Source organism: Proteiniphilum propionicum (assembly GCF_022267555.1).
Classification (GTDB): domain Bacteria; phylum Bacteroidota; class Bacteroidia; order Bacteroidales; family Dysgonomonadaceae; genus Proteiniphilum; species Proteiniphilum propionicum.
Genome location: NZ_CP073586.1, coordinates 3,810,200 through 3,834,360, shown reverse-complemented (window position 1 = coordinate 3,834,360; position 24,161 = coordinate 3,810,200). Strand labels below are relative to the sequence as shown.

At 38.6% G+C, this 24,161-nt stretch carries 25 protein-coding genes and 2 pseudogenes; 16 read left to right on the top strand and 11 right to left on the bottom strand.

The window, feature by feature from the left end; translation table 11 throughout:
- The 8 genes from nspC (at nucleotide 1) to KDN43_RS16035 (ending at nucleotide 10,030) form a co-directional block, all read left to right on the top strand.
- On the top strand, nucleotides 1–1,143 hold the full coding sequence (nspC, locus tag KDN43_RS16070) for a carboxynorspermidine decarboxylase (protein WP_238867597.1): 1,143 nt from the start codon (nucleotides 1–3) through the stop codon (nucleotides 1,141–1,143).
- A 98-nt stretch (nucleotides 1,144–1,241) separates the two neighbouring features.
- A complete protein-coding gene (locus KDN43_RS16065) occupies nucleotides 1,242–1,640 on the top strand; it encodes a hypothetical protein (RefSeq protein WP_238867596.1) in 399 nt (132 codons plus the stop codon).
- A gap of 410 nt (nucleotides 1,641–2,050) precedes the next feature.
- Nucleotides 2,051–2,260 (top strand): hypothetical protein, encoded by a 210-nt coding sequence (locus tag KDN43_RS16060; protein WP_238867595.1) that lies wholly within the window; start codon nucleotides 2,051–2,053, stop codon nucleotides 2,258–2,260.
- 245 nt (nucleotides 2,261–2,505) lie between these two features.
- Nucleotides 2,506–5,442 carry a hypothetical protein gene (locus KDN43_RS16055; protein WP_238867594.1) on the top strand — a complete coding sequence of 979 codons (2,937 nt, stop codon included), beginning with the start codon at nucleotides 2,506–2,508 and terminating at the stop codon, nucleotides 5,440–5,442.
- Nucleotides 5,443–5,719: 277 nt separating this feature from the next.
- On the top strand, nucleotides 5,720–6,175 hold the full coding sequence (locus KDN43_RS16050) for a hypothetical protein (protein WP_238867593.1): 456 nt from the start codon (nucleotides 5,720–5,722) through the stop codon (nucleotides 6,173–6,175).
- An 18-nt stretch (nucleotides 6,176–6,193) separates the two neighbouring features.
- Nucleotides 6,194–9,289: an RHS repeat-associated core domain-containing protein gene (locus KDN43_RS16045; protein ID WP_238867592.1), complete on the top strand. Its 3,096-nt coding sequence runs from the start codon at nucleotides 6,194–6,196 to the stop codon at nucleotides 9,287–9,289.
- Entirely contained in the window at nucleotides 9,240–9,710 is a 471-nt protein-coding gene (locus KDN43_RS16040; RefSeq protein ID WP_238867591.1) for a hypothetical protein, read from the top strand. The genes KDN43_RS16045 and KDN43_RS16040 overlap by 50 nt, the downstream gene beginning before the upstream one ends.
- Before the next feature lie 107 nt (nucleotides 9,711–9,817).
- Nucleotides 9,818–10,030 (top strand): hypothetical protein, encoded by a 213-nt coding sequence (locus KDN43_RS16035; RefSeq protein ID WP_238867590.1) that lies wholly within the window; start codon nucleotides 9,818–9,820, stop codon nucleotides 10,028–10,030.
- Nucleotides 10,031–10,155: 125 nt separating this feature from the next.
- Here the strand turns inward: KDN43_RS16035 and KDN43_RS16030 are convergent.
- Nucleotides 10,156–10,728, bottom strand: a pseudogene (locus tag KDN43_RS16030) (IS66 family transposase); the annotation flags it as partial.
- A 205-nt stretch (nucleotides 10,729–10,933) separates the two neighbouring features.
- On the opposite strand from KDN43_RS16030, the gene KDN43_RS16025 reads away from it, so the two are divergent.
- The 5 genes from KDN43_RS16025 to KDN43_RS16005 are packed head-to-tail and all read left to right on the top strand — an operon-like array spanning nucleotide 10,934 to nucleotide 14,180.
- Nucleotides 10,934–12,151 (top strand): tyrosine-type recombinase/integrase, encoded by a 1,218-nt coding sequence (locus KDN43_RS16025; protein ID WP_238867589.1) that lies wholly within the window; start codon nucleotides 10,934–10,936, stop codon nucleotides 12,149–12,151.
- 22 nt (nucleotides 12,152–12,173) lie between these two features.
- A complete protein-coding gene (locus KDN43_RS16020; RefSeq protein ID WP_238867588.1) occupies nucleotides 12,174–13,166 on the top strand; it encodes a tyrosine-type recombinase/integrase in 993 nt (330 codons plus the stop codon).
- Nucleotides 13,153–13,437: a site-specific integrase gene (locus tag KDN43_RS16015; protein ID WP_238867587.1), complete on the top strand. Its 285-nt coding sequence runs from the start codon at nucleotides 13,153–13,155 to the stop codon at nucleotides 13,435–13,437. The genes KDN43_RS16020 and KDN43_RS16015 overlap by 14 nt, the downstream gene beginning before the upstream one ends.
- Nucleotides 13,438–13,441: 4 nt before the next feature.
- Complete coding sequence (locus KDN43_RS16010) at nucleotides 13,442–13,744, top strand: site-specific integrase (RefSeq protein WP_238867586.1); 303 nt, start codon at nucleotides 13,442–13,444, stop codon at nucleotides 13,742–13,744.
- Nucleotides 13,692–14,180 (top strand): tyrosine-type recombinase/integrase, encoded by a 489-nt coding sequence (locus KDN43_RS16005; protein ID WP_238867585.1) that lies wholly within the window; start codon nucleotides 13,692–13,694, stop codon nucleotides 14,178–14,180. The genes KDN43_RS16010 and KDN43_RS16005 overlap by 53 nt, the downstream gene beginning before the upstream one ends.
- A 91-nt stretch (nucleotides 14,181–14,271) precedes the next feature.
- Here KDN43_RS16005 and tnpC read toward each other — a convergent pair.
- The 3 genes and pseudogenes from tnpC to tnpA all read right to left on the bottom strand — a co-directional run.
- Nucleotides 14,272–15,309 (bottom strand): annotated as a pseudogene (tnpC, locus tag KDN43_RS16000) (IS66 family transposase); the annotation flags it as partial.
- A gap of 91 nt (nucleotides 15,310–15,400) precedes the next feature.
- Nucleotides 15,401–15,742 (bottom strand): IS66 family insertion sequence element accessory protein TnpB, encoded by a 342-nt coding sequence (gene tnpB, locus KDN43_RS15995; protein ID WP_238865820.1) that lies wholly within the window; start codon nucleotides 15,740–15,742, stop codon nucleotides 15,401–15,403.
- Between the two features lie 4 nt (nucleotides 15,743–15,746).
- On the bottom strand, nucleotides 15,747–16,121 hold the full coding sequence (gene tnpA, locus KDN43_RS15990; RefSeq protein ID WP_238867584.1) for an IS66 family insertion sequence element accessory protein TnpA: 375 nt from the start codon (nucleotides 16,119–16,121) through the stop codon (nucleotides 15,747–15,749).
- Between the two features lie 82 nt (nucleotides 16,122–16,203).
- On the opposite strand from tnpA, the gene KDN43_RS15985 reads away from it, so the two are divergent.
- The 3 genes from KDN43_RS15985 (at nucleotide 16,204) to KDN43_RS15975 (ending at nucleotide 18,603) form a co-directional block, all read left to right on the top strand.
- The gene (locus KDN43_RS15985; RefSeq protein ID WP_238867583.1) at nucleotides 16,204–16,866 is read left to right on the top strand and encodes a cell division protein ZapB; all 663 of its coding nucleotides are present in this window, start codon (nucleotides 16,204–16,206) and stop codon (nucleotides 16,864–16,866) included.
- A gap of 621 nt (nucleotides 16,867–17,487) precedes the next feature.
- On the top strand, nucleotides 17,488–17,763 hold the full coding sequence (locus KDN43_RS15980; RefSeq protein ID WP_238866086.1) for a transposase: 276 nt from the start codon (nucleotides 17,488–17,490) through the stop codon (nucleotides 17,761–17,763).
- Between the two features lie 111 nt (nucleotides 17,764–17,874).
- Nucleotides 17,875–18,603 carry an IS3 family transposase gene (locus tag KDN43_RS15975; protein WP_238867582.1) on the top strand — a complete coding sequence of 243 codons (729 nt, stop codon included), beginning with the start codon at nucleotides 17,875–17,877 and terminating at the stop codon, nucleotides 18,601–18,603.
- A 36-nt stretch (nucleotides 18,604–18,639) separates the two neighbouring features.
- Here KDN43_RS15975 and KDN43_RS15970 read toward each other — a convergent pair whose 3' ends face one another.
- The 7 genes from KDN43_RS15970 to istA form a co-directional block, all read right to left on the bottom strand.
- Nucleotides 18,640–19,659 carry a hypothetical protein gene (locus tag KDN43_RS15970; RefSeq protein ID WP_238867581.1) on the bottom strand — a complete coding sequence of 340 codons (1,020 nt, stop codon included), beginning with the start codon at nucleotides 19,657–19,659 and terminating at the stop codon, nucleotides 18,640–18,642.
- Between the two features lie 20 nt (nucleotides 19,660–19,679).
- On the bottom strand, nucleotides 19,680–20,345 hold the full coding sequence (locus tag KDN43_RS15965; protein ID WP_238867580.1) for a TlpA family protein disulfide reductase: 666 nt from the start codon (nucleotides 20,343–20,345) through the stop codon (nucleotides 19,680–19,682).
- Between the two features lie 146 nt (nucleotides 20,346–20,491).
- A complete protein-coding gene (locus tag KDN43_RS15960) occupies nucleotides 20,492–21,046 on the bottom strand; it encodes a hypothetical protein (RefSeq protein WP_238867579.1) in 555 nt (184 codons plus the stop codon).
- Nucleotides 21,047–21,063: 17 nt separating this feature from the next.
- On the bottom strand, nucleotides 21,064–21,609 hold the full coding sequence (locus KDN43_RS15955; protein WP_238867578.1) for a hypothetical protein: 546 nt from the start codon (nucleotides 21,607–21,609) through the stop codon (nucleotides 21,064–21,066).
- A 205-nt stretch (nucleotides 21,610–21,814) separates the two neighbouring features.
- A complete protein-coding gene (gene istB / locus KDN43_RS15950; protein ID WP_238869509.1) occupies nucleotides 21,815–22,447 on the bottom strand; it encodes an IS21-like element helper ATPase IstB in 633 nt (210 codons plus the stop codon).
- Nucleotides 22,401–22,568: a hypothetical protein gene (locus KDN43_RS15945; RefSeq protein ID WP_238869536.1), complete on the bottom strand. Its 168-nt coding sequence runs from the start codon at nucleotides 22,566–22,568 to the stop codon at nucleotides 22,401–22,403. Before KDN43_RS15945 ends, istB begins: the two co-directional genes overlap by 47 nt.
- Nucleotides 22,565–24,145: an IS21 family transposase gene (gene istA, locus KDN43_RS15940; RefSeq protein WP_238867577.1), complete on the bottom strand. Its 1,581-nt coding sequence runs from the start codon at nucleotides 24,143–24,145 to the stop codon at nucleotides 22,565–22,567. The genes KDN43_RS15945 and istA overlap by 4 nt, the downstream gene beginning before the upstream one ends.
- Nucleotides 24,146–24,161 lie beyond the last annotated feature (16 nt).

Genomic DNA, 24,161 nt, shown 5'->3' with positions numbered 1-24,161 from the left:
ATGATTGATTTTTCAAGAATACCATCTCCATGTTTTGTAATGGAAGAGGAGCTGCTTCGAAAGAATCTTCACCTGATAAAATCGGTTAAGGAGCGTGCAGGCGTAAATATTATACTTGCTTTTAAAGCTTTTGCCATGTGGAGGTCGTTTCCAATAGTGAAAGAGTATATTCAGCATTCTACAGCCAGCTCTATCGCTGAGGCCAGGCTTGCCTTTGAAGAGATGGGAAATTCGGCGCATACTTACGCTCCAGCATATATAGAAGAAGATTTTCCACTGTTCCTGAAATACAGCAGTCACATAACCTTCAACTCACTTTCGCAGTTCGAGCGTTTTTATCCTCACGTAGTGGCTTCAGGGAAAAAGATTTATTGCGGATTAAGGATCAACCCGGAATTCTCGGTAGTGGATACCGATCTTTATAATCCCAGCACACCGGGATCACGCCTTGGTGTGACATCAGGCACGATAGGTGAGAGGTTGCCGGAAGGAATTTCAGGACTGCATCTGCACAACCTGTGCGAAAACAACTCATATGATCTGGAACGGACTCTGGAGGCCGTAGAGAAGAAGTTCGGCAGGCTGTTCGGACAGATTAGCTGGCTGAATCTTGGAGGCGGTCATCTTATGACCCACAGGGAGTACGATGTGGAGCACCTGATAACTGTATTGAAAGGGCTGAAAGAACGTTACCCACACTTAGAAGTCATACTGGAACCTGGTAGCGCTTTCGCATGGGAGACAGGTGTACTGGTGGCTACCGTTGCCGATATCGTGGAAAACAAAGGGGTGAAAACAGCGATGCTGAATGTGTCGTTTGCATGTCACATGCCCGACTGTCTGGAGATGCCATACAAACCCCGTATCCGTGGTGCATATAATGAACCGGTAGATGGTAAGCCTACTTACAGAATGGGAGGTAACAGCTGCCTGAGCGGAGACTTCATGGGGGACTGGTCTTTTGATAATCCATTGCGGGTAGGGGACAGGATTGTGTTTGAAGATATGATCCATTACACTATCGTAAAAACCACTATGTTTAATGGTGTTTCACACCCATCTATCGGTTTATGGACAAAAGAGGGGAAGTTTATTCTTTACAGGAAATTTGGTTATGAAGATTATAAAAACCGTATGAGCTGAGAGGCAACTTGGTTATAATGGTTATCAAAAACCCTGAGTCGATGCCGTGGTTAAAAGCATCTATCGGCCCAATTTGCTTATAATGGTTAACAAACCCTATGGTCAGGGATTTTCATGAAAAAATGCCAGGGACTTTTCGGAGTGGACTCACAAATGGAAAAACTGATACTATCCAAGGCATTATTTTCGAGAAAGACAGCATTAAAATCAACGGCTCAAAAGTGGACAGAAATTGTAGTTTCTCAAAAATTGACCAAGAAAGTAAAGGCAACGCTTTTCAAGTATTGCAAGAAGTGGAACAGCAAGTAGTGCAAGCCAACTTTTCTGAGAGTGCCGTGGGGGGCTATCACATCAATTATATCACAATTCAGTCTGTTCTCATTACTCAGCAGTCCGCATTACGACGCCACGCTTGCCGAGTATATGGAATCGCTGCAAGCGAAAAAACGAAAGGCGAGAAGCCGGGTAAGAATACACAGAATAAGCTAAAACAGTAAAAACAACATCTAAAAAAATAATTTATGAACACCACAGACAACGGAAACATCCTTTTGATGTTTGAAGAAATCAACCAAAAGCTAGAGAGAGTTGGTCAGTGAATCGACAAAATCGAACAAAGCCAGTCGGCAAACAATGCCGATACAAATCAAGACTTGATAAATGAAATTTCGCAACTGAAATCCGAATTAGATGTATTTTATCAAGTACACAACGAGAATATGAATGAGCTGAAGAACCGGAACCGACCCGCCAAAGGGGAAATCGAATTCACAATCACTTCCATGCCCTCGCTGATTATTATTTTTCATTGATGGTTATACTGTTATCGCTTGCGATATGGATCAGGTCTTTAAAAAACGAACTGTATGATTATTCCGATAACGATTTAAAGTTTCGTTACATCTAAATGCAGGGACAAGCCACCCGGGAAGATTTAGCAACCTTGGACACCCTTTTTTATTTCAACCGAGACAGTAAGAAAATCAGAGAGCTTCGCAAACAAGTGAAAGTTTTCGAGAAGAATGTGGAAGAACGGGCAAGGATTATTGAGCGAGAGGAGAGGCTAAAAAGAGAGAGAGATACCATTGAGGAAAGATTGGGAAATATAAAAAAGTAACAAATTTTTTTGTTATTATTAAAATAATATGTAAAATTGTACGGTAGCGATGCTTTACAAGATATTTTTATCTTTTGTAAAACTTAGTGATTTCTTTTTAATATTGTCGTTGTGTGAGTTTATATTATAAAAGAGAAGAGTTTAAATATATCTAATATTCGTTTCAATAATAAGATAATATAAGGAAATATTGTTTAATTCCTTTTCCCATGAAAAGTTTTATAATCTAACACGTATTTTGTGCTATGAAAAGATTTTTTTTGATAGAAATATTTCTACTATTTTTTTTAAATGTTCTATTTGCTCAGGTTAGTCCCCTCTATAACACAGTAATTCCTCCTTCTCCGAGTTCTGCTACTTATAGACAATATGGAAACTATGCCCCTTCACTTGCGACCGGTTCAATTAATATTCCAATTTCTTTGTATAATATTGAATTTGGCGGATACTCCCTTCCCCTTTCCCTTGTGTATAATACTTCTGGTATCAAAGTAGAAGAAGACCCCTATCCTTGTGGATATGGATGGAAATTTTTCCCTGGTTTACGGATTATGCGGACAATATTAGGACGACCGGATCTAAATGGCATTAACTATAAAATGGATATGTCTAACTTTAATGAGGAGGCACCTTATGACTATTACAAAAAACTGGTATATTCTTCTAAAGCCGGAGATTTTCCCGATATTCCCCTGAAAGACTATATTGATAGTCAGCATGATATATTTACTATTCATTTACCCAATTTACAAATTACATTTTTTATAGTAAATAATAAAGTTAGGACTGTTGGTACTAACGTGAAAATTATACCCAAGCTAGATGGTGGCGAACTGATCGGTTTTAAGGTTATAGATGATAAAGGTATAGAGTACTTTTTTGAGAATTATTTAGAAAAAACAGAAAACAATATTACAACTGCCTGGATGTTGGATCGCATCGTTTTACCGGGAAATAAAATCATTAGTTTTAAATGGGATTATTTTAAACATTCGAAAACCCAAAACTATGTAACAGTTTCTGATGAGTTGAGAGATTGTTTTCCATATGATTACAACAGATTTGATGATAATGATTCTTATATATCAGCCTCTGAATTAGGTTATGCAACTGAACAAGGGAATTATGATAAAATGTGTCATCTTTCTAAGATAACTTATTCCGGTACTTCAATTAATTTTAAGTATAAAGACATAGATGATCCTTTTTTAACAAATTTATCAGTTATAAATCAAAATGGTGATATTGTTAAAAATATCGACTTTAACTATGGGGTTGAAGTCCAAGAAGATTTATTGTTGCAAAGTTTATCATTCTCCGATGAAGGTAAATACACCTTTATATATAATCCTATACGTTTTTCTAATTATTATTCTCAGGATTTTTGGGGATATTATAACGGCAAACCAAATCACTCTTTAGTCCCTCTTTTGAAATTAAAAACAAAGCCAAATAGAGAAAGTGCATATCTACAGACTAAAGTAGTGGGTAATGCCGATAGAAGCATTAATTGTGAAGCAATGAAAGCTAATATCCTGGAAAAGATAATCTATCCTACCGGAGGGTATTCTATCTTCTCATATGAAGCACACCAATTTAACGGAAAAACACCCACTGCAACCTGGCTTGACAGTTCTTATCGAGTAGCTTTAAATCAAGGTGGAGGCTTAAGGGTTACCAAAATCAATTCAACGGCAGATTCTAATTCTGCTCCGGTTGTCAAATACTATAAGTATGGTATTAACGAAAATGGAAAAGCTGTAAGCATTGCTGAACCAACTTATGATACTTTTGTGGAAGATTACAAAGGAGGAATGTATCATGATTTTTCTAGCGATCATGAATCAGGCTCTCTATTTAAGTTCCTCACATTTAGAATACTATATCTAAATGGACGATCTAATTATTCAAAAATGAATTTTAATGCTGTCCCTATATGGTATGAGGAGGTAACTGAATATACAGAAGATGAAGGGAAAACTGTTTTTAGCTTTAGGAAAGTTGCAGAAGATAATGTGTTCACAAACATTGAAGGATATGGTACAGGTCTACCACATTGGAGCAGCTCCTCGGATGGGTTAAAAAGTGATGAAGAAATAACTTTCAATAGAAAAACGATACAGCGCTATAATAATATTTTTACTCATGGTCCCTTAAATACCCAAATAAAAGTATATAAATTAGATAAAGGCTCATATATTCTCCTGCGAGAGAAAAAATATAATTATAAGCTAGAAAATATTCAGCCCGATAATCTGATAAAAGGTTTACTGGCCGAAAGGAACACTTTAAATTTTATGGGAAATAATCCTGATTTCAAATATTTAGAAGATGGAAGTATACATTGGGAACAGGGGTTACATTTTCAACGTAGTTATTATAATGATTTTTATTCAGCTCATTTTTACGATATATTAGAGATTAAAGAGGTGTTGGACAGCGAAGAGACTATTTCATATACCCCAAATGGAGTAGTTAATCAAAAGGTTGAGTATACATACAAAAATGATTTAATAAAAACTAAAACGATTACTAATTCGGAAGGGAGTAAAATGACTGAGACCTATTTATATCCATACGATTATGGTTTGGTGGATGATATAAATCAAAGCAATATATTGAGAGGTATGGTAAATAAAAATATAGTGGTGGTCCCTGTTTCTGTTACTTCATGTATAAACACCTCAGAAATAACGAAAGAAATATGGTATAAATCAGTGGCAAATACCTATTTGCCAAGTCAAGAATTTTATCAAAAGGATAATAATCCCAAGGAATGTCGTTTTATTTATGAATACGATAAAAAAGGTAATATTAGAAGTATATCAAAAGATGGTATTAAAACTTATTATATCTGGGGGTATAACTATCAATATACTGTAGCAAAAATAGAAAATGCTTCATATAGCGAGATTATTAATAACCTTGGTACAGACATTGATCTGTTTTCAGCAGCAGTAGTTCCCGATTTCAGTAAGCTCAACGGTTTACGTCAAAAACTGAAAAAAGCTTTTATTACTACATATGGCTATACACCTTTAATTGGTATTATTTTCTCCACAGAGCCTAATGGAAAAACTACTTATTATGAATATGACCCGGTTGGTCGCTTACAGTATATACTAAATACAGACATAGAGGTTTTGAAAAAGTTCGATTATCATATAATAAACTCCAATTAAAAATAAAAATATGAACATAATACGCAGGAAGGTTTGCTTGAAATTGATATTTATTTTTCTTTTAGTCTTCCAAATATATACGATTTACAGTCAATGTGATTTAATGACTGTCTATCCGTCAAGTCTCACTTTTACGGAAGTGGGAGAATCCTCAACGCTATATTTTGACACATCGTTTAATTGTGACTTTACTCTTCGGATGTCGGAACATATTAGTTGCAGAATACAAGACGGGCAAATTTTGGTAACATACACTAAGCCCCCTACTACAAATTTAATGTCAAAAATAGAGTTCGTAAATTCTTCTCAAAATGTATTTTTAGAAGTTCCCATAACCACTCCTCTAATAGCAGGAGAGATTAGAGCATCCATTACAACTGTTTATCCGAACAATTCACCAGGTACTTTTAGCAATATTGCTGTTGCAATGGGAGGAAACGGTGAATATATCTATTTCTGGGAACAATCGCCTGCCGGTAAAAACTTGTGGACTATTATTCCCGGTACACAAAGTACAACATACAGTTGTCCAAAACTAACAACAAGTACATCTTTTAGAAGAGTGGTAAAAAGTGGAGTCCAAACGGCTTATTCAAATGTAATAACAATTAACGTCAATACAGAGCCGTCAAATAAAAACAATTTTATAAAAACTCGAAATATGCTTACTAACTCAGGTACTTCTTATATTGACGAATTTGAATATTTTGATGGGTTGGGACGTTCAGTCTAGTCTGTCTATGGCGATATTGTGCACTTTAGAGAATATGATGGCTCAGGGAGACTTTCCAAGGTGTGGAACCCTATTCCCGCTCCTGAAGAAAACGCGTTTATCGATAAATCTTCTGTTAACACAATAGCCACATCATTTTATGAAGATAATGCCGCATTCAGTAAAATAGTATATGAACCATCAACTTTAAATAGAAGAAAAGAAGAGTATGGTCCCGGAATTCAATGGCACAACTCAAATAGAGGTATATTTACAGATTGGTTTACCAATAATTCCGATAGTCTATCGTGTAAACAATACAAAATAGGACTTGATGGAACCACTTTGGAAAACCTAAACAATTATCCAAACGGAGAGTTATTTGTTACTAAAATCACAGATGAAGATAAGTGCGTGTCATACGCATTTGTGAACAAATTAGGACAAGTAGTTATGGAAAGGAAGAAAAATGCCGGTGCAAATAGTGACACCTATTATGTCTATGATGATTTTGGAAATCTAAGATATGTTTTACCTCCGGCAGTTTCTGATATCTCTCAAACCACACTATCCAATTTTGCTTATATCTACAAATACGATGAAAGGAATCGTTGTATTGAGAAAAAACTACCGGGCTGTGAGCCTGTCTATTTTATATATGACAAAGCAGACCAATTGATATTTTCTCAAGATGGAAATCAACGCAGCGGAGACCCCAATACCTGGAGTTTTTTTCTATACGATTCGGTAGGAAGACCGATCGTTTCCGGAATCTGTATAAACCCAGATATTGAAGGGTGTAAAAACACTATAGTAAAATGTGAGTTGGGTGAAGCCGATAACTCTTTTGCCGGTTATATACCCAATATAGTTCTACAAAACGTAGCCCTTCTTTCGGTAAATTATTATGATAATTATGACTTTATTTCTTTTCAAACCTCTATCAACCCGGAAAAATTGAATTATATACCATATGCCCAAATTGACCAACCCGGTAATTCAAAAGGATTATTAACCGGAACCAGATTGTATCAGCTTGATAACTCAAAAAAATATACTATTTCTGCTACCTATTATGATCAACATGATAGGATTATTCAAACCCATACATCAAATCGGTTTGGGGGATTTGATGATGAATATATAGAGTATTCCTTTATTAGAAAGCCAATGTGTAAAAAGCTTGTACACTCTTTTGATGGAAAAACAACGCTGGAAGAATTCTTCTCCTATTCTTATGATAAAATGTTGCGATTGGTGGGAGTTGAACATTCTGTAAACGGAGATCTGAAATATTATGAATATAAGTATGATAAAGTTGGTCGATTAATATCAAAAACAATTAGTGAAACACCTGAACAAATTTCTTATAACTATAATGTCCGTGACTGGCTTACGCAGATCGTTGGTACAAAATTCAACCAAACATTAACTTATGAATCATCGGTAAATGGTGTTGTGCCCGATAAAGCACTGTACAACGGAAATATTAGTGCCATGAAGTGGAGGGCCGGTGATGAAACCACCGAGAGGGGATACAGGTTCGCCTATGACGGCTTGAACCGTCTCACTGCCGCCGCCTACGGTGAGGGAGCATCGCTGACAGCCAACCTCGGCCGTTTCAATGAAACGGTCACCGCTTACGACAAGGCGGGCAACATCCTATCCCTCCAGCGACAAGGGAAGCTGGACAGCGGCTACGGAATGATGGACAACCTCGCTTATACCTACACGGGTAACCGGCTCATCAGGGTATCGGACGCGGTCACCACCCCCATTACCTATCCGGGTGCATTTCATTTTGTGGACAGGGCGAACGTGCCCAATGAATATACCTACGATGCCAACGGCAACCTGACGAAAGATTTAAACAAAAACATTGCCTCGATCACGTATAATTCATTAAATTTGCCAAGTGTGGTAGCTTTTGCGGACGGGAATACCGTCAGCTACGGTTATGACGCGGCGGGCAGTAAGCTGAGCGTAGCTTACACGGTTGGCGGCAGCACGGTAAAAACAGAATATGCGGGTAACAAGGTGTACAGGAACGGCACGTTGAGCATGATCCTCACGGAGGAGGGATACATCACCCTCTCGGGCACCCCCCCCACGTATCACTACTACCTGAAGGATCATCAGGGCAACAACCGGGTGGTGATCGACCAGGCCGGAACGGTGGAGCAGGTGAACCACTACTATCCTTTCGGCGGACTGTTCGGAGAAGGGCTCCAAACTTCCAACCAGCCCTACAGGTACAACGGCAAGGAACTGGACAGGCAGTTGAGCCTTGACCTCTATGACTACGGCGCAAGACACTATGACGCCGCCCTTGGCAGGTGGCTGACCGTGGATCCAATGGCGGAGAAGTATTACTCGATTAGTTCGTATGTGTATTGTGGGAATAATCCAGTAAGATTTATTGACCCGGATGGAAGAGAATGGAAATATGTTACAGATGCTAACGGTCATATAACTATCAATGTGACGTTAAATCTCTCTGTGTTGGGCAACTATACAACAGCTCAGATAAATGCTTACCAAAATGCTATTTCAACCCAATTTCATAATACAATATCTCAATCTTCGGGCGGAACAATGTCGGGAACTATTACTTTTTATCAAGGGAATGCTGATATTGTACAATCTTTATCTTTGGGAGAAATGAATGGTAATATTGGAGGAATGACTTCATATTTTAATTCTTCTGTAAATTTATATAATTCCGCAGGAGAATTAAGGTTGCTTTCTTCCGTAGCGTCAGACGCAACGCACGAAATGTTGCATACATTGAGATTAGAGCACCCATTTGAAGTAACACAAACAGCGGATACAGAATTGTTAAGAGTAGCACCGAATTCTTTTGTGTCGACTTCCACAACAGATAAAAATATTGTAAATAATATTATGAGTTATCCAATGATAACCATTGACGGGCAAAAAGGAAGTAATCTAAATTCATTGACAAAAGGACAGTTAAATTTTATGCTAAAAGAGATAGATTTACAAAACCAAGGATATGGTTTTAGACCGCAATACAATCCCTCATTAACTCTCGAACAAAACACTACTCTATACAAACAATATTATGATAACTATTGGAACAATCCGCCCGGAACACCTGTCAGGAATCAGTAAATATAACTTATTGATTATAATAATGTTTTGTTTGCACTCTTGCTATTCGGTAAAAGGGCAACAAGAAAATTTACAATACGACAGCTTAACGCAGAGAAATGTATATGTTTTTGTTGAAAAAATGCCCAACTATAATGGTGGAGAAGTAGCTTTTATGACTGATTTTAGCGAAAAATTTCAATATAATTTTTCAGAAAGTGAGGAAATACACACAAAGTTACGAGTCCAGTTCGTTATTGATACCGCAGGGCATTTAATTGGTGCGAGAATTTATAACAAAACAGCAGACGAATTAACCACTTTTGAAAAAGCAGGACTAAAAGCACTAAATTTAATGCAAAATTGGCAAGCAGGCAAACATAATAATAAATTGGTCAATGTACTAATAACAAAAACAATACACATTGGCTTAAATAATTAGAGAGAACCCGCAAAAAGCGGGTTCTCTTTTTAATGCAATCGCTTTGCGATAAAAGGGGGGGCTTTTGAGCGGCGAAGCCGCTAAAAAAAGAATTTAAATACACCTTTTTGCCCTCAAACGCTTTGCCTGTCGGCGTTTCGCCCTCTTTTCCTCTCTTTTTTATCATCCATTTCCCCACAGGCGTTTCAGCAGGTTGGAAAGAGTTTTTTGTAGTTGTTTTTCTTTGTTTTTTCTCTTGGTTTAAGAAATGGATAATCCGGAGCATACCCACCCAGATTCCGGTAAAAAAAGCGGAATTCAGAAAGAAGGTAAATCTTTAAAAATCCGACATTTCGTCATGTATTTGTATTAAATAAGGAGCAAAGTAAGCACCCTAGCAACTACCCCTTGATTTTCTCCTAATTGCTTTTGGCAATTAGGCCCTCAGATAATTATTAGAGTTTCTTTAGACTATTATTAGAGTTTTATTAGACTCCTGTTGTTTCCAATTGTTTGGCAAGAGTGCTCTTAGGTTATCTTCATTTCCCGGATTCTGGTAGTATGGCATTTTAGCTATTACATCATTTAGCCATTCTCTTGGATTTATACCGGACTCTTTGCACGAGGCAAGCAATGAGCAGATTACTGCTGTATTTTGAGCTGCTTCGTGGTTACCACAGAACATGAAGTTTTTTCTTGACAAAGCAATCGGTCTGAGGGCATTTTCTGCCAGATTATTATCTATTTTTAATCTGCCGTCTTTTAAATAATTCTTCATTCGTGGCCATAAAGAGTAGGAGTAACTTATAGCCTCGCCCATGCGGTTTTTGGGTAGTACTGTAGGATATGTTTTCTCCATCCACTTTTCAAAAGATAACATTATGGGACGTGCAAGCTCATTCCTTTTTTTGTAGCGTTGCTCATACGACAGATTCTGTTCATCTGCCATTCTTTCTATTTGGTAAAGATGCTGTATCTGCTTTAATGCATACTCTGCAAGGGATTTGTTCTCGTCCAAAGCTATTTCATAGCGACGTCGTTTATCAAAATCTTTTGATAAACGACGTTATCACAACTTTAATTAAATCAAAAGCACCATTGATTCTATACCGGTAACTGGTTGACAAACAATAATTGTTTTGATAATATTTCTCTGATTAAATTCTTCTTTCCAATATATCTTTGTAATTGATGAAAATACATTCATCAATCTAAATTTATCAAGGATGTTAGAAATAAAAATTATGAGAGACGATTTGTTGTCTCAGGAAAAATTGCTTGTAGAACAATACAAGTTGACCCAACAGACAGGTGCAAGGCATATTTGCCGTATCCGTGAACTTGTGGTTTTCATGCAAGAGCATGATTGTGATATTTATACAGAAGATGTGGGTATGTCTTTTCTCAAAAGTTTGGAATTGACAGATTCTAAACACAAATATACAACATCAAGGGGAGCGGTCTTCTTATTGAATAATTTCCTTAAGGGGTTACCATACCGTCCAAAATATATTGAAGGGGATGTATACACTTTTCCCGGCAAACTAGGAATGGAGGCTAAAAGTTTCATATCTCTTCGCAACAAGGAATATAGGTTAAGCAGTTCAACAGTACGAACATATCAAAGTTCTTTGGACATCTTTACTACAGCCATGAAGCTACATGGTGCTACATTGGAAACTCTTAAAAGAGAAGATATTAATTATTTTCTCGCTTCATCCCAAAATCAATCACCATACAAATGCGGTCCTGTCAGAATATTCTTAAAATATCTCTTCGAATCCGGCTTTACAAAAGAAGACCTGAGTAAAGAACTCGAGGGGTTTAAGTGTCGTCGGGGTGAGAAATTACCCTCCTTTTATACCAGGGATGAAGTAATGAAAATAGAAGGGGTGATAGATAGAACCGGGGGGAAAGGCAAAAGGGATTATGCGATGATACTGCTTGCATCCAGACTCGGGCTACGTGCTTCTGATATTACAAGACTCCAGTTTGCTAGTTTGAATTGGGATAACAATGTCATTATCCTCAAACAGCACAAGACCAAAAGAGAGATTATACTGCCGCTTCTTTCCGATATAGGAGACGCCATTATTGATTATATAAAAAATGGCAGGCCAGATAATGATTCCAAGAATCTGTTTTTGTCACTTATTCAACCTTATAGACCTATAAGAGTATCGACATTGTGTACTATTGTTACTAATTATATTTATGCGGCAGGAGTATCACCCAAAGGAAGACATCATGGCACCCACTCTTTACGGCATAGCCTGGCGACTAATCTTTTGGAAAATGGCACGGCTTTGCCTGTTATATCTGAAGTGCTTGGGCATGGTTCGACAGGGTCGACCATGTATTATCTTGGTGTTAATATCAAATCACTACTGGAATGTTCCCAGAATGTGCCGGATGTCCCCGAGGATTTTTATTCGCAGAAAGGAGGCATGCTGTATGCCTAATTATCTTAATTATAGAAGTGTCATGGCTCCCTACATAAGCTCTTTCGTAGAATCAAAAACCAGAAAAGGGATAAAAGGAGAAGATATAAAGTGGATCCTTTACGAGTTGGATCGACATCTGGCAGAAAAGGGGCATCAGGCTTGTTATATTGACAGGATATCCTATGATAGTTGGTATCATGCAACTTGTGGCAACAAACAAGTATCAACCGTATATCAAAAAGTATCCGTAATGAGACGTTTTTTGATATATATGGGCAATATGGGGCTTGAATGTTATGTCCCTAGATTGCCAAGGAAGCATAAATCTGAATATGTGCCATACATTTTTACTGAAAACGAAATCAAAGGCTTGTTTGCCGCAGCCGATAATCTCAGGGTAAAGGAGCATCATGCCAATTCATTAATGATGGTTGTACCTGTTTTGCTAAGGACTTTGTATAGCACTGCAATACGAATTGGTGAAGCAATAAATCTTCGGAACAAGGACATAGATTTTGAAAAACATGTCATTGTTTTGGATAACACAAAGAATGGCCGTCAAAGACTTGCCCCTTTAAATGAATCTTTAGAAAAAGTTTTGAGGCAATACATCCGTTATAGAAACATGTTACCCGTCGAAGGTGTAATGGCTCCTGAGAGTCACCTTTTTGTCAATGGGCTGGGGCATAAACTGTCAAAAAGGGGTATAGGCAGATATTTTAGGAAACTACTGCAGGAGGCAAACATCCCGTATAAGGGACACGAAGAAGGCCCAACCCTTCATAATCTAAGACATACCGCTTGTGTGCACTCTCTCGTCCGCATGCATAGGCAAGGCAGGGATATATACTGTTGCCTTCCTATACTCTCTACATTTATGGGACATGTAAAAGTCATGGACACCGAGCATTATCTCCGTCTTACACAAAACATGTATCCGGAAATTATCCAAATGGATGCATCCGTAACTGCCGGACTTGGAAATCTTATTGCAAAATCACTCCTTAAAGTTGATGATCATGGGAACATATAAAGATATTGCAGGGTGTATTGAAAAGTATTTTACCGATTACCTGGTAAAAGAGCGCGGCGTCAGCGCCCATACAGTGCGTTCATACCGAGACACTTTCATTCTGCTTCTTGAATATATGAATAAAGAGAAGAAGATCCCGGCGGACAAGTTAGGACTGGATGACATAGACAGGAGTGTGGTACTTTCCTTCCTGGACTGGCTTCAGGATGTCAAGCGCAACGCCGTTTCCACGCGGAGACCAGAGATACGCTACAATAAGATCTTTCTATGAATACATGATGTATGAAGATCCCGTCCATTTATCACACTGGAAATCAATATGCTCAATACGTATAAAACGAGAGGTGCGAAATAGTGTCAAATATCTGACTGTTGACGGGGTAAAAGCCGTTTTCGAACAGATAGATACAAATACCCGTGAAGGAAGAAGAAACCTGACCCTATTGTCCTTGATGTATAATCTTGGAGCCAGGGTACAGGAAATTATAGATCTCACACCGCTATCGATAAGAACAAGCAAGCCCTATGTCATCGAGTTGTTTGGTAAAGGAGCCAAAAAAACGATTGGTGCCGATTGATGACAATATGATGAATTTACTTGGAAATTACTTGAAGGAATACGGCTTGGACAGACCCGGGATGGGTCATCATCCCCTCTTCTTCAATAGCCGGAGGGCTAAGCTTACCAATCCCGGGATTACCTATATTTTGCAAAAATATGCTTCATTGGCACATATTGCATATCCCGATCTGGTCCCGTCAACACCAACTCCGCATACGCTGAGGCACTCAAGGGCAATGCACCTGCTACAGGCCGGTGTAAATCTGGTATATATCAGGGATCTTTTGGGGCATGTGTCAATACAGACGACCGAGATTTATGCAAGGGCGGACTCGAAGTTGAAGAGAGAAGCCTTAGAAAATGCTTTTAGTGATCTTGGAATTACTGAACCGGATGTGAAAAGTTGGGAAAAAGATCCCAAGCTTAAAGCTTTTTTAAAAAGTTTGGCTTGAAATATTATCAGAAGTAGTTTTAGAAAGTAGCGATTGGATAATACTGATTGTTAATTTACTTCCTTAGGCTACTTTTGATTTAATTAAAGTTGTGATAACGTCGTATATGGGCCATGCAGGCAACAAGACAAATCTGGTCGTTTTCTTTAAAAACATTGTATGCTCCATAACCATCACTCTGAAGGTAACCATCAAATGATTTTAATAAAGAGTAGGCTGTATCTCCCGATCTTGAACCATCATCATAATGGAAAAAGACCAGTTTCTTCATGACAGATCTTATCATCCACAGATATTCTTTCTTTGCATAGTGGCTCTCTTTGTTTATAACAGGTAAGGTGGTTTCATCAACCTGTATGTAGTCCGTGTTTAAAACCTCCTCCTTCAGGATCTTGTATAATGGAGTTAGCAGCTCACATGTGGGTTTAAACCATCCACTCAAGGTATTTGATGGTATCTTTACTCCCAAGTGATGAAACTGTTTTACCTGACGGTAAAAAGGCAGGTGATATTCATACTTTCCAAGCATAATTTCCGAAAGGAGGCTGGCTCCGGGAAGTCCTTTGTAGATGGGCAACAAAGGAAGCGGTGCTATAAGCACTGCAGGTGCTTCTTTGGTTGCAGGTGTGAGATTGTCTTTTAATCCGTATTTAGGACGTACGATCTCTTTTACATATAATTTACCCGGTTCAAACTCAAGTGTACGGGTACGTTCTTCTCCTATGCGCTTGTATTTATCTTTATCAACATCTTCCGGCTCAATAATTACTTCTATAACGGGAAGTCCTTCAAGCAGCTTTCTGTTGGAACGAGTCTTCTTTCTGGAGGATATATTTTCTTCAATCTGCTTTTCTGCTTCGATGCGCTCTGCCTCTATTTCCTCAAGATGTTTCTTTTCATCTTCTAATGTTTCAAATAAGTTGAGCTGATTGGGGTCAAGCCTGGATAGCTTCTCACTTTTACGTCCATAAAACTGACGGGTAAACCAGGCTATTTGTGATAGGAGCTTATCAATCTTTTGCTGCAGACCGGTCATCTGCTCTGCCTGTTTAGCATTAGCCTCAGTAAGTAGACGGATTTGTTCCGCTTGCGATTTTATTAAGAGTTCTAATGCTTGCGACTGGTCCATTGTATGGGTTTGTATTTAGCTATAAAAATACTAAAAAACCGTTAGCCAGACAAGCTTTCAGAGCAATATTTTACACTTTTATTTGAGTTTTTTATTGGTGGTTTCTAAACGCTTTTAGTCGCTTCAACCTAGTGTTTGGGTCATCCTGTATACCTTCAACCATCATTACTAAACTGGACCAGTTCATAGGGTATGACCGGCTGTCTTTATCATAAGCAGGCAAACGAAAGGTACCCTCTTCGAGCCTTTTCATATACAAAACTAAACCTCCGTCTTCTGCATGAAGTATTTTCATTGTGGTACGAGTTCTGTTTATGAAAATGAAACAATCACCCATTCTAACATCATATCCCATATGGTTCTGCACAACTCCACAGAGTGAGTTCATCCCTTTACGCATATCTGTCTTTCCCGGACAGAGAAAATAGCGCATTGTATCATTTAGGCAAAACATGTGCAGAACATATTTGAGCAAGTAATTTAATAGCAGCCTCAGTTTGAGTGCTGCCTATAAAACTTACCTGGATACCACCGGGCAACTTTATTTTTATTTCTCCTTTAATATTAACTGATGGAACAGTTTTAAGTGCAGGCTTATTTTCAGATAGATTAAAACTGATGGGAGCCAGTTTATCCACTGCAGTTTCATGTGCATGATTGTTATATGGACGAGTCAGCCCAAACTTACTTTTCCAGTAATAAAAACTGAAAGCCGTGTAAGATTGATTTTCACAAAAATCTTTGACACTTAAACCGCTTTCTTGCTGGCGTTTTAATATAACCATAAATTCTTCTTTGCTTATTGGCGTCATATTTAATTATGTTTGCCGGCAAAGATCAAAACTTAAAATGTAAACTAAAACGGGGACTTTATCGGGTGCTTACTGAATTATAGTGGCACGGTTTGACCGAAAAGAGTGGCACTATCAGACCGAAATACACAAAAAACAGAAAAACACCGAAAAGGAACTCTCAAAAGTCAAATCCGAAGTAAGCAAAGAAAAATTCAAAAACGCCAAAGCCGCAATGGGCGCAAATTTGATGGATGGCGTAAACTCTCTTTTCGGTGGCTCAAAAGTAAAACAGCAACAAGCCGAAATCGAAGAACTACAATCGGAAAATAATTCTTTGAAAGATGAAAACCGTTTGCTCAAAACCGAGTTGCAAACCGCCCAGAAAGAACACGAAAAAATAACGGATAAACTCCGTTCGGAACTCCGAAAAATTTACGACCTTTTCCCCAATCTTCGGGAATTACTTTCCATCGAACGAATGTGCCGATTTGTGGGGTTTTCAGAAGACCTTACCCGACGGATATTAACCGGCGATAAAGTCGGCTTTAAAGGAAGTTTGTACTCCGCAGAATACAAACGGAAATTTTCTACTGAACATTCCGTGGCACAAATGCAACCGGAACCGAAACAACCTGGCAAGCTCCGTCTTACTGTTGATGGTGTGGATATTATCGAGTGGTTTCGGATGAAATATAGGGAGTTTCAAAAAAGTATCGGAATTAATTGGACGGATAGAGATGTTGGGAGGGGGAGGAAAATGTGAACATTCAAATATCTCTAAATTCAATAGTTATTAATTAATTATAATAAAAAATTTCATTTTCATTAATAAAAAACACCTTCCCTCTTTTATTTAATGTGTTATTATTTAGATATAATAAAGAGTTATGAGGTGTATTAAATTCAATTGTTTGTCCTGTTGCTTTTTTTTTCTCAATCGATTTCCAACCATCAACAGTCCAACGAAATAATTCATATTCATTATCATTATAAATACCAACACCTAATAATCGTGGGGAGTAATGTATCGTTGATATTCTCTTATATTCTCCGAAATCTAAACCAGTCCAAGAGTTTTCTGTGTCTACCGCGTCATAAAATGTTGAAATGTTTCCATCAAATGCTTTGTCTCCCGAATCTCCCAGGTTGTTATATGAACCAGGAGAGCCTATATGTACACCCTTAAGCTCTTTACCAGAGTCGTCGTAGAAAGCTATCTCCGAAACGTTACAATTCCCTATAGGAGCTCTGTATCGAATAAAACGACATAAATGAGACTGTTTTAGTGATATCTTGTTGTAAAGCTTGGGAGAAGTAGATATTATAATTACCCCCGAATCTTAGACAACAAGAATCATTAAAAAATAATATTAATTTTGTTGTCATGAAGAAAAGGAAAACTTACAGTGCCGGCTTTAAAACAAAGATTGTTTTAGAAGCACTTCAAGAAAGAGAAACAGTCCAGGAGATCGCCAGGAAGTATGAACTTCACCCGGGTCAGATCTCGACGTGGAAGACTCAATTTTTATCTCAGGCGGACCAGGTGTTCGAGAGAGGCGGCTCTAAAACAGAGGATGACAAGGAGAAAGACGCCCTGTTCAAGAAGGTCGGACAGCTTCAGCTGGAGGTTGATTTCTTAAAAAAAGTATTGGGGAAATAGCCAAAAATGAACGGATGAGCAAAATCGACAAGACCCACTCTTTAAGCGTTTCACGCCAGTGTGATTTGTTGGATGTGCCCCGTAGCAGCTTCTACTATTCGCCCCGTGAAGATGGTTCCCTATAATGAGGAACTGATGAAGCAGATAGACAAACAGTACATGATTACCCCGTTCTACGGTGTACCCCGGATGACACATCACCTTCGTGGCATTGGCTACGAGGTCAATCCCAAGCGTGTGCGCCGTTTATATCGGAAAATGGATTTATATGCGACCGGCCCCCGTCCGAACACGAGCAAGCCCCATAAGGGAGCAAGCCATGTGATTTATCCCTACCTGCTGCGTGGGTTAAAGGTAACGCGCCCCAATCAGGTCTGGGCGATGGATATCACCTATATCCCGTTAGCTGGCAGCCATCTGTACCTGGTTGGCATCATTGACGTTTACAGCCGCTATATCGTTGGCTGGTCACTGTCCAACACGATGACCGCCCATTGGTGCCGCGAGTGCCTTGAAGAGGCTATAAAGCACCATGGTGCTCCGGAGATAATCAATACGGATCAGGGGAGTCAGTTCTCCAGCCCGGAGTTTTCAGCTTATTTTTCTTCATACGAGGGTTTAAAGTTCAGCATGGACGGGAAGGGACGGGCTATTGACAATATCTTCATTGAAAGATTTTGGCGGAACATCAAATACGAGAAGCTTTATCTCGAACCATCAGACAATGGTTTGGAGTTATATCACAAAATAAAGGATTATATGAAGTATTATAACCAGGAAAGGCCCCATCAGGGATTGGAATATAAAAGGCCGATGGATGTGTACCGGGAGGCCGCTTAGTTTCCTGGGATCGCCCTGCAGGGCGATCCCAGGAAACTAACTTATCTGTGAATAGAAACTGTCTAAGGAAGGGGAGAAGTTTATTATGTTATCTTGAAATAAGAAAGGAATGTCTTTTTTATCGGCCTCCACTATTCTTTGATTTTGGAATGTTTTTCTATAGGCTTTGGCTTTTTGCAATGTATTTCCTTGATGTTTATTGTGAGGATTGGTTTCACCACCCATAAAAGAAATGTGCTGCCCGATGCTGTCAGAGACACTATTCCATGTATGTCCTGTTGGGTGGATTTTCCATTGCGGAGTAAAATCAATTGTTACGGGAATTCCCAAGCCTCTCATGACAAAAGCGGCTAAAGCTGCTTGGCTGTCACACATGCCTCTGGTAGTTGCCATCAGCTGGGAATAATTCATGTTTGAAAAGTCTTTATCCATGCGAAAGCGTGGTAAAATATCATTCACTTTGCTACATGCTTTTACTGCCGTAATTGTTGAATCTTCTCTTAGCGAATTATTTAAATCTGCAAAACTGGCTAGCACCTTTTCTCTCCAATTCTCTAACGGTTCTGTTCCAATCCGATATGGAAGTATTTCTTCACAAAAGGTTTCGAATGAAATGTGTTTGCCCCAAGGCTTATCTCTCAAAACCTGAAAAGCCAATTCAATATTGGATATCAGATAGTCTGCCGTAATGTGGTGAATATCGTCTTTGCGAATCAGCTCTCCAATATTAAATGTTTCTATAACCTTGGATTTATCCGAAGAACTACTCCAACGTAAGTTTACTGTAGCAACATCTTCCCAAGGTGCGTTGTAACTTTCTGAATATTTTCCTTCCATATTCAGAATAAGAAACTTGGCTGCTTGATATTTCAGAGAATCTTCGACATTTGAAGCATAATGTTTTAATACTTTTTCTAGTTCTGCTCTATTTTTACCCGCGAGATTGAGTACATGCCCAATATTATCATCAACATTATTATTACAAGTCGAAAAAAGAGTAATGAATACCAATAAAAGCAACCCACCTCTTGTTTTTTTATGTAGAAAACAACCCATTTATTATAAGATAAGTGTTTTTATTTCTTCTTTAACTCATCAAAATATGAACAAATACTCTTAATATCTTTTCCAGCTATTGTCTTTTTTATTATTTTGTTCTTATCAATAATTACATTGAAAGGTACACTAGTTATATTAAAATTTTCACTATATGGATAATCATAGACAATCTTTATGTTATTCCATGCAATGCCTTTTTCTTGAAAAAAATGTGAAACTTGTATATTCGAATTAGCTGTTATAGCAATAAAACAAACATTCGGATATTCTTCCGCAATAACATTTAAAGATATTAATTCTTCAATGCAAGGCTTACAACTAATATCCCAAAAGGTAAACAATGTGTATTCTTCTTTATCTGTTATAGTAATTTTATTTTGATTTATGTCCAATAGCTCCAAGTCCGGAAACTTTTTCCCCAACCTGAACATTGGATGCTCCGTGACTATTTTTTTCTTTAGTTGAAACTCAACCCTTCTAAGCGTATCTTTAAAGGACACAACGTAGTTTCCCGTATTTAATGAGTCTTGAAATATATCTCTATTTATTATATTTCTATTTGAATCAAGGTAGACAGTAGAGTCGGAAATAACAGTTATACTGCCATCATTATTTTTAATGACACTTTGAGAAAAAAGTAAAATAGGGCAAGTAATGAAAAAAAGCACATAAAAAAATTTCATTTTGCTATTAAAATAATTTAATTGAATTCAATTCAATGAAGTTTGTATGTTTTTAGTTGAATATGAAAAAGCAGCTGCAACCTGTGTTAATTATTGCAAAAAAATAAAGAGAATGTCTCATTTTGAGACACTCTCCTAAATATTCATCAAGAAACCGTTATTTCCATTTTACATTCATTACAGCTACATGTTATGGTGTTTTCTCCAGTATTTGGATTGTATGATCCTTGAAGTGTACATGTAGAACAATTTCCATGAGGTTTACATACAAACTTAGTTTGCCCGCCTCCTCCATTTTCCGAGCTTGATCTTAATCTACTACTTGATTTAAGAATCACATTATCTGTTGAATAATTTACCTCTGCATCTTTTGAAATAGCATAAGTTCCTTTCATACCATCTTCAGTTAAGTATTCAATTATAGCGATATAACCTTTTTTACATGGTAAATAATATAAATTTGTTATTTCAAAAGTCTTATCAATTTCAAATGTTTCAGCAATAATAAATGCAGTTTCCTTTTTAAGTTCAGTTATATTATTAGCAATTTTCTCACCACTAGGAGCAACAATATCTAATAAATATTCATTTTCTGCAATATTCATTTTTATATCTTCCTTACTGCATCCAGACATAAAAATCACAAATTGTAAAGAAAAAATCAGGACTATAATGTTTGTATACATAAATTTATTCTTCATAACATATCTAATTTTAATTAATGTTCAATTGTCATCTCGCAGTTATTACAATCTCCACAAGTGTATGTTGTAACTCCATTTTTGTAAACAGCAGTGACTTTACAGTCACAGGTTCCTAGTTTCTTGCAAGATACAGTAAATGTAGAACCACCACCATTTTCATCACTACTCCTCAATCTAAGTGATGTGTTTTTGGTCTTTACAACCAAGTTCTCAGAAATCTTAAAAGAAGGATTATTCGTTTTTACTAAATTTCCTTCAAAACCATCTTCTGTTATGTAGCTAATGATTGCCGAATAACCAGTTGCTAGTGGTAAATATTCAATTTTTGAAATATTAAAAGTAGTATTATTTTCAAATCCTTGTGCGATTATTATTTCCAAATCTTTTTTCAGAGAGGAAATATTAGACGCGATCATTTCTCCATTAGGAGATTTCAGATTTAATGAATGTTCGATATCAGTTACTTTATTCACATATACATCATCATGGCTACATGAATTAATTAAAATCACAATTATAGGGATACATACTGTGACAATTATAGATGTTATTTTTTTCATTATAAGACAATTTTAATGTTTAATTTATGGGGTTTATCGGAAGTGATAAAAAAGTGAGATGATTTGTTTTACTATACAAAGTGTAATTAGCAAATTTACAATGTACAAAAAATGGCAATGTTGAGTGTACAACTTTTGGCAATATCCAATGTACAGGTTTAACATTACATTAACTATCTCTTTTTTATTGTATTCAACTGTTTTTTTATTCTTTCTCAAGGAAAGTTTTCCGGTTGTCCATACGGTAACCGTTTCCCTCGAACCTGATCACCTCGCAACGATATAGCAGTCGATCCAGGATGGCTGTGGCTAACACTTCATCATCCAGTGTCTCCGCCCACTGGCTGGGTGACTTGTTAGTGGTGATGATGATCGAGCACTGCTCATGCAGGTGATTGATCAGATTGAACAGAGCCACCGCTTCACTCTTTTGCACCGGGAACATCATGATGTCATCTATGGCAATCAGGTGTGCCTTGGTGTATCGCTTGTAGGTGCTCATTGCCGATGAGATGATTTCTTTCCTGTTGAGCACGCCTATCAGGTCAGCCATGGTGGTAAAATAGGCCCTATAACCTTTCTTGATGGCATCATTGACCAGTCCCCCGGCCAGGTATGTTTTGCCCGTACCGCTTGGACCCATCAGCACCAGGTTGTATAGCTGATCGACCCAGAGCAGCTCCCTGAGCTGTGTCATCTGCCTTATGCCGATGCTGCTCGAGGCCTTGTAATCGTACTCGTCAAGCTCGTGTGCACGTGGCAGACGGGCCAGTTTAGTCCTGCGCCGGTAATCATTCAGCTGTCGCTGCTCTAGCTCTTTTATAAGCATGTTCTCCAGGAAGTCCGCGTATCCCGGTGTATCTATACTCGCCTGGTGAAGCATCGGCTGCAAGTTTTTTGCTCAGGTATCCCAAACGAAGTATGCCGGCATATTGCTTCATGTTTTCTATCTGCTTCATAGCTCCATGATTTGATCGTACCGGTTTATCTTGCTTCTCTCGGGGATGTATGCATCCGTGTCATACTGACTTGTTTGAACACCGTCATGCAACACGCTTACAACAGGCAAGGGCTTCTTCTCCCGGCGTTTTAACTCCCGGTAATGTGATGCGGCTTCTTTCAGGTAAAGGGCGTTGTAGAGCCCATTGTCGAGGCAGTAATCAAGTGCACTGCCAACGATCTCTTCACCATATTCGCCCATCACCTCCCTTATCATTTTCAGATTGTCTCTCAGATAACGGGGCTTATACTTGTGTATCTCCTCTATGAACAGGTACAAAGTGTTGTTGCCCTTCCAGATCGATAGGACTTCCTGCTTGAAGACCTCGAGCCTGGAGTTCCGATCCCGTCGATAAGTTGTGCTACCGATTACCTTGCCTTTTTCAAGACTGACGGGGTGCTCGGCCAGAAGGATGCCTTGCCGGTTGGAAAGCGAAAGGGTGCCATCCTTGACCTTGAGTAATACCTCCGGTCCCTTCCCGTTATAGGTGCCATATGGGACCCTGTAGAAGTTCCCCTTGTAACTGATTGTGTTATCTTTTCTCACCGTGTAGGTGGGAATCTCATCCCGGGGGATTGCCGGTGAGGGGCGAAAAAAGGAGAGATGCTCCTTTTCAATCAACCACACATCGTGGGGCAGGCGCTTCGTCGTGGCATGTTTGGTGCCGTTCGCCTTGCGCTCCAACCAGCTCAGGACTTCCTCGTTGAGGCGATCTATATCGTGAAAGGTACGCGCGCGAAGAAAGTTGTTTTTTACGTATCCTACCACGTTCTCAACCCGGCCTTTGCTCTGGGGATCGGCCTTGCGGCAGAACTCAACACTGATACCACGTTCATCCCTGTAGCGACGAAAATCATCAGCCAGGAGATAATCGCCAAGGTTCTCACTTTTCAGAAACACTGAGTCCTGATCATAGAGAAGCTTCCCGGGGATACCCTCTATATACCTGAAGGCCTGCTCGTGAGCCTGGACGGCTGTTTTCCCGGTGAAGGGAGTTGTTTGGAAAAACACATATTTGTAGCGACTGCGTGACAGGACAAGGGCAAAAAAATAAACCCTGCGCCTACTGCCGTCCAAACGTCGCATCTGTGCTGTACCGAAGTCAACCTGCGCCTGGCTGCCATATGCAAACTCTTCCAGGGCTTCCGTCTGGCGGATCTTCTCCGGTACAGGGATCTTCTCCTGACGCCGCACGTGCTGGACAAAGTTGTATACAGTCTTGCTGTTCACCTTCGGCAAGTCGGGGTATTTCTCCTTCAGCCGGTCTTCTATCACTGCCGCCGGCAAACCATTGTCTATACTCAATAAGGAAAGAACGTCCGGGTAATATGGCGACAGAACAAGTTCGTATACACGTTGTTTCATTGAAAACTCATGAAACTCTTCTTCACTCATCTTCTTGTACCTGGAAACAGTTCTGCGGTCAATACCCAACTTTTTTGCAATTTTACTATCCGAATTGCCCGGATTACTGGAAAGTTCTTTAACTTCGTACCACATACGTACCTTTCTAAGGTCATGTATCTGAGTCTTCATAGTGTTTGTATTTTCG